Here is a 6,275-nt window from a genome sequence, read left to right as displayed (position 1 = left end):
AAGCCGCGCCCAATCGCAGCAATGACGTGTCGTCGTAGGCCCGACCGGCGAACGTCAGCCCCACCGGCATCCCGATGTCGGCCATCACCCCCATCGGCACCGTCACCGTCGGCACCCCGCAGTGGCGGATCGCGAGGTTTCCCGTCGAGACCCAGACGCCGTTGCGCCACGCGATGTCCGCCGAAGCGGGGTTCACGTCGGCGTCGGCGGGCGCCACGTCGCTCTGCGTCGGGAAGGCCAGGGCGTCGAGGTTCTCGGCATCCATCCACTCCTCCAGATCCTGACGCCGCGTCTCTTCCAGACCCCGCACACCCTCAGCCAACTCAGGGATCTCGGTGAACGCCTTCACCGGGTGCTCGCGCACGTACGCGGGATACTCCGCGATGTCGTCGTCAAAGCCCGTGTATCGGTCGGGCAGCGCCCCCTCGGGGTGCGGGAAGATCTCCGCCCCGTCGACGACCGCGAGGCCGGGGTGTCCGTTCGCGCGGAGGAAGTCGTCCCACGCCCACGCCGACAGGTCGACGATCTCGCGGCGGAGGAACTCCGGCGACACCAGACCGCGGGTCGAGATCGTCGGCGCTCCGGGGCGGTCGCCCTCGTAGTTGCTCAGCAGCGGGAAATCCGTCTCGACGACGATCGCCCCCGCGGCCTCGAGGTCGGCCCGCGCGGCCTCCCAGAGCGCGAGCACCGACGGTCGCGGTTCGATGCGCTCCCCCGTCGGCCCGCCCACGCCCTTCGGACCGGTGCCGACGAGCGGATCCGTACCGAGAAAGAGGCGCGGGATGCCGATCCGCTTGCCGACCAGCGAGGCGTCGGCCGCGAGTGCGGCGTACGACTCCGGCCGGACCTCGGACGCAGCCGGCAGCGGCACCCACGGCTGTGCGCGCCAGAAGTCCCCGCGCGTGTCGGGATCGTCGGCGACGACGACGTCGAGCACCGCGAGCAGGTCGGCCATTGACCGCGTATGCGGCACGACGACGTCCATCGTCGGCACCAGCGGCCAGTTGCCGCGCACCGAGATCACGCCGCGCGACGGGGTGTACGCGCAGAGTCCGTTGCAGGATGCCGGGGCCCGCCCGCTCGACCACGTCTCCTCGCCGAGCCCGAAGACACCGAACGACGCCGCCGTGGCCGTCCCGGAGCCGTTCGACGACCCGGAAGCGAACGCCGAGGTGAGGTAGTCCGCGTTGTAGGGGCTCTCGGCTCTCCCGTAGAGCCCGCGCTGCATGCCGCCGTTGGCCATCGGCGGCATGTTCGTGCGCCCGAGGCAGATGGCACCCGCGTCACGCAGCCGCTCGATGGTGAACGCGTCGCTCTGCGCGACGAGATCGGCGAAGGCAGGGCTTCCGGATGCCGCGGTGAGACCGCGCACGCGATAGCTGTCCTTCGCGGTATACGGGATGCCGTCGAGCGGGCCGCGCGCCTGCCCCGCGGCGCGGCGCGCATCAGAGGCCTCGGCCTCGGCCCGGGCGTCGGGGTTGAGCACGACGACCGAGTTCAGCCTCGTCTCGGAGTCCGGCCCGTCGTACGCGGCGATGCGCGCGAGGTGCGCGTCGACGAGCTCGACCGCGGTGGTCTCGCCGGCGGCGAGCGCGGCGGCGAGCTGGGCGATGGTCGCTTCGGTGACCTCGATCACGCGGTCACCTCCGGCTGCTGCTGGGTGATGCAGTGGATGCCGCCACCCCGGGCGTACAGTTCGCGGGCGTCGACCGTGACCACCCGGCGTCCCGGGTACGCCTCCTCGAGGATGCCGCGCGCCCGATCGTCGGCCTCGGGCTCGTCGAAGCCGCAGGCGATCACCCCGCCGTTGACGACGAGGTGGTTCACGTAGCTCCAGTCGGTGTCGCCGTCGGCGTCGCGCAGGGCGTCGGGAGCCGGGAGGTCGCGCACCTCGAACGGGCGGCCGACGGCATCCGTCTGCTCCGCGAAGAACGCGCGGAGCTCGGCGGAGACGGCGTGGTCGGGGTGCGCGGGGTTGCGCTGGTCGTGCAGGAGCACGACGCCGGGCGAGGGCATCGTCGCGACGATGTCGACGTGCCCGCTCGTACCGAAGTCCTCGTAGTCGCGGGTCAGCCCGCGTGGAAGCCAGACCGCGTGCGTCGCGCCGATCGTGCGGAGCATCTCGGCCTCGACGCGCGCGCGGTCGGCATAGGGGTTGCGGCGCGGGTCGAGCTGCACGGTCTCGGTGAGCAAGACAGTGCCCTCGCCGTCGACGTGGATGCCACCCCCCTCGTTCACCAGGAGCGACGACACGAGCTCGGCGCCGGCCGCCTCGGCGACGAGGCGTCCGAGGCCGGCGGACTTGCGCCACTCGCTCCACCAGTGGTCGCCCCAGCCGTTGAACGTCCACGCGACCGCCCCCAGCACGCCGGGGCGTTCGGGATCGAGGACGAAGGAGGGTCCGGCGTCGCGCATCCAGAACTCGTCGACCGGCGCCTCGAGGATCTCGATCTCGGACGACAGCATGCGTCGTGCGCGGGCGACCTCCGCGGGATCGACGACCATCGTGACGGGTTCGAACTCGGCGACGGCGTGGGCGACCGCGGTCCAGGCCGCGTAGCCGGCCTCGCGTTCGGCGTCGGTCTCGCCGAGGGTGGGTCCCTCCGCAGGGAAGGCCATCCAGGTACGGGTCTGCGGGGCGGTCTCGCTCGGCATGCGCCAGCTCATCGGCGGGCCATCTCTCTCGGTCGGAATCGGGGTCGGCATGTGGGGCCGGCGGGGTGGATCGTCGTCGATCGCTCCTGCTCGAGCCCGAGGCTACGGGCTCGGTGTTTCAGCCCGGGAGCTCGTGGTGTTTCAGGGATATTAAACGTTTAAGTTGGTATCGGCGCAAGAGTCGATTCGGCGTCGGGTACTGTCGGGCCGTGTGACGCCCCGCAAACCGACGCTGCACGACGTGGCCGACGCGGCCGGCGTCTCGATCGCGGCCGCGTCGTTCGCGCTTCGCGACAAGGCCGGCGTCTCGCCCGAGACCCGGGACCGGGTGCTCGCCGCCGCCCGCACGCTGGGGTACGTGGTCAACGCCCCCGCGCGCAGCCTCCGCACCGCCCGGTACGGCGCGATCGGGCTGTCCCTTCCCCCGGGGGCGACGCGCCTGCCGTACTACACGGAGTTCGCCTTCGGGGTGGTCGACGCCGCCGACCGACGCGGCCTCTCGGTGATCCTGCTCCCTCACCGCAACGCCGACGACACCACCCCGCCGACGGCCTTCGTCGACGGGTACGTGGTGGTCGACGGGACGACGGAGGATGCCGGCGTCCGGGCGATCCTCGACACCGGCCGCCCGGTTGTCAGCGCCGAACACCTCGTGGGCGGCGAGGGACGGGTCGCGGCGAGCGTGGTCTACGACCACGAAGCCGCCCTGCGCCTCCTCCTGGACCACCTGGCCACCCGGGGGGCCGAGCGCATCGCCGCGGTTCTCCCCTCGGCAGGCACCGCGTGGAGCCGTGAGCTCACCGCGACGTACGAGACGTGGACCGCCGAGCGCGGCGGCATCCCGATCTCACGCGCCATCGGCTTCATCCCCACCGCCGAGGAAGTCGACGCGGCCGTGGGCGACATCCTGGCGACAGAGCATGTCGACGCCCTCATCGTGGGCCCGAGCGGATCGGCCGCCCCCGCCCTCGAAGCCGCCCACCGCGCCGGGAGACGCGTCGGCGACGACCTCCTGCTCGCGGCGTACGTCGACGAGCCGATGCACGCGCTCCTGAGCCCCACAGTGACCTCTTTCGACCTCGAGGCCCGCGAGGTCGGCGAGGCCTGCCTCGAGCTGTTCGCCGCGATCCAGGATGCCGATCCCCCGAGCGACCGCGTGCAGGTGAGGCTCCCCCGGCTGGTCGAGCGCGCGAGCACCGCCGGGCGGTAGGCGACGCGCGCCGGATTCGGACGGATGCATCGGATTCGGACCGGATGCCGCGATTCTTCCGAATCCGGTGACGGTCTCCGAATCTGCGAGGGCACGGGCGCCCGTCGGACGGGAACGGCCAGCCACCTAGAGTGAATCCGTGCGGGTGCGGTTCTTCGGCGGGTTGAGCGTCGCCACGGATGACGGGGATGCCGTCGTGCCCGGGCGCGGCCAGCAGTCGCTGCTCCTCCGCCTCGCGGTGGATGCCGGCACCACCGTGAGCGCCCGCGCCCTGGCCGAAGACCTCTGGCCCCTCGACGTCCCCGACGACCCCCGGGCGGCCCTGCAGTCTCTCGTGTCGCGCCTACGGCGCGCGCTCCCCGCGGGGTCGGTGTCGTCGACGCCCGGGGGCTATCGGCTCGACGTGGACCGCCGCGACATCGACATCACGCATTTCCAAGACCTCGTGGCCGAGGCGCGCTCGACCGGCGACGCCGCCCGTGCCGGCGAGGCGCTGGCGCTGTGGACCGGTGACGTCTGGACCCCGGGCGAGGGATTCGACTGGCTCGTCCGGGACCTTCTGGAGGACCGCGCCCACGCCGAGCGTCTCGCCGCCGCATCTCCCGCACCCGTCGTCATCCCCGCCGTTCCCGCCTCAGTGACGACGCTGATCGGCCGGGCCGACGAGCTCGACGCCATCCGCTCGCGCCTGGCCACCGACCGTCTCGTCACGATCCTCGGACCGGGAGGTGCGGGCAAGACCACCCTCGCCGTCGAGACCGCCCGCGCCCTCGCCGACGCGATCGTCGTCGAGCTCGCCCCCGCCGCCCCCGGCGAGGTGTGGACCGCGATCGCCGGCGCCGTCGGCCGCGGCGTGCGCGTCCGCGAAACGACTGGCCCCCCGGCGACCTCGGCCGAGCGCGTCGCCGAAGCCGTCGCGGGACGTGACGTCGTCCTCGTGCTCGACAACTGCGAGCACGTCTCGCGCGAGGCCGCCGACGCCGCTCTGACCCTCCTCGGCATGAGCAGCGGTGTGCGCATTCTCGCGACGAGCCGAGAACCTCTCGGCATCCCGGGCGAAGCCTTCGTCGACCTCGGTCCTCTACCCCCCGCCGACGCGGACGCCCTGTTCGCCCGCCGCGTGCGATCCGCGCGCGGGAGCGAACCGACGCCGGACGAGCACGAGGCCGCCGCCCGGATCGTGCGCCGCCTCGACGGGCTCCCCCTGGCCATCGAGCTCGCCGCCGCGCGCTCGCGCACCCTCACCCTCGCCGAGATCGACGCGGGCCTCGACGACCGGTTCGCGCTCCTCTCGCGAGGGCCGCGGCTGAGCTCGGAGCGACACCGCACCCTGCGGGCGCTCATCGACTGGAGCTGGGACACCCTCACCGACCCCGAGCGGGTCGCCCTGCGCGCCGCGGCCGTCTTCCCCGACGGCATCGGCGCCTCGGACGCCCGCGCCGTCGCCACGGCCTTCGGAGTGGATGCCGACACTCTCGACGCCCTGATCGACCGCTCGCTCCTCACCCGGCGCGAGGGGCGCTTCCGCATGCTCGAGACGGTGCGCGAGTACGGGCTCGACCGTCTGCGCACCGACGGCGAGGAGGAGCGGTACCGCCGCGCCGCCGCCGACGTGCTCACGGTTCTCGCCGCGCAGTGGGAGCAGGACGTGCGCGGGCCGGGGCTCCCGGCTGCCCTCGCCTGGTTCGACGCGAACGACGAGAACCTCACCGCGGCGCTCCGCGCCCTTGCCCGGGCAGGAGACCGTCGCGCGGGCGCGCGACTGCTGCGCAGCCTGCTCTGGCCCTGGGCGATCCGCGAGCGCAGCGACGACCTGCGGCGCGCGGTCGCCGAGGTCGCCGACCCCACGACCCCTCTCGACGACGAACCGACCATCGTGGTCGAGGCGGTCGCGCTGTTCTCGGCCACCTTCCCCGAACCCGGCGGCACGACCGGCCTGTCGCCCGAGGTCTTCCTGGCCCGCCGCCTCGAGCTCGAGGAAGCCGCTCACCGACACCCCTCGGAGGTCACGGCGCTGATCCCGCCGCTGCTGCGCCTCGCGGGCTCGGTGCTCGCCGCGGGAGACGGCGATGCCGCCCGCACCTGGCACGTCGACGTGACCGACGCCGAGCTGCACGCCGCCCCGCCGTGGTCGCGGGCGATCCTGCACACGCTGCACGCCGGGGCCGCGCAGAACGCCGGGGACGCCGTCACGCTCGGTGTCGAAAGCGGCCGCGCGCTCGAGATGTTCACCGAGATCGGCGACCCGTGGGGCACCGGCTTCGCGAGCCAGCTGCGCGCGGAGTGGCTCATCCTCGAGGGCCGCCTCGACGAGGCGCTCCTCGTCACCGACCGCTCGAGCGACGCGATCCGCGGGCTCACGTCGGTCTCGGACTTCCTGCAGCAGCGCGCTCAGGCCGTCGGCATCCTG

The 6,275-nt window shown here is 73.3% G+C and carries 4 protein-coding genes; 2 read left to right on the top strand and 2 right to left on the bottom strand.

What is annotated here, in order from left to right; all coding sequences use genetic code 11:
* The coding region (locus P2P98_RS03085; protein ID WP_275797108.1) for an amidase at window positions 1-1,636 on the bottom strand (1,636 nt) is incomplete at its 3' end.
* On the bottom strand, window positions 1,633-2,667 hold the full coding sequence (locus tag P2P98_RS03080) for an agmatine deiminase family protein (protein ID WP_275797107.1): 1,035 nt from the start codon (window positions 2,665-2,667) through the stop codon (window positions 1,633-1,635). The genes P2P98_RS03080 and P2P98_RS03085, both read right to left, overlap by 4 nt.
* 199 nt (window positions 2,668-2,866) lie before the next feature.
* Here P2P98_RS03080 and P2P98_RS03075 point away from each other — a divergent pair, with 199 nt between their 5' ends.
* The gene (locus P2P98_RS03075; RefSeq protein ID WP_275797106.1) at window positions 2,867-3,865 is read left to right on the top strand and encodes a LacI family DNA-binding transcriptional regulator; all 999 of its coding nucleotides are present in this window, start codon (window positions 2,867-2,869) and stop codon (window positions 3,863-3,865) included.
* 139 nt (window positions 3,866-4,004) lie between these two features.
* Window positions 4,005-6,275: AAA family ATPase (locus P2P98_RS03070; RefSeq protein WP_275797104.1), on the top strand; the 2,271-nt coding region annotated here is incomplete at its 3' end.

The sequence above is a fragment of the Microbacterium sp. Kw_RZR3 genome, from assembly GCF_029222405.1.
GTDB lineage: Bacteria > Actinomycetota > Actinomycetes > Actinomycetales > Microbacteriaceae > Microbacterium.
The sequence above is the reverse complement of the archived record's forward strand: the minus strand, read 5'-3'. Positions and strand labels throughout refer to the sequence as shown.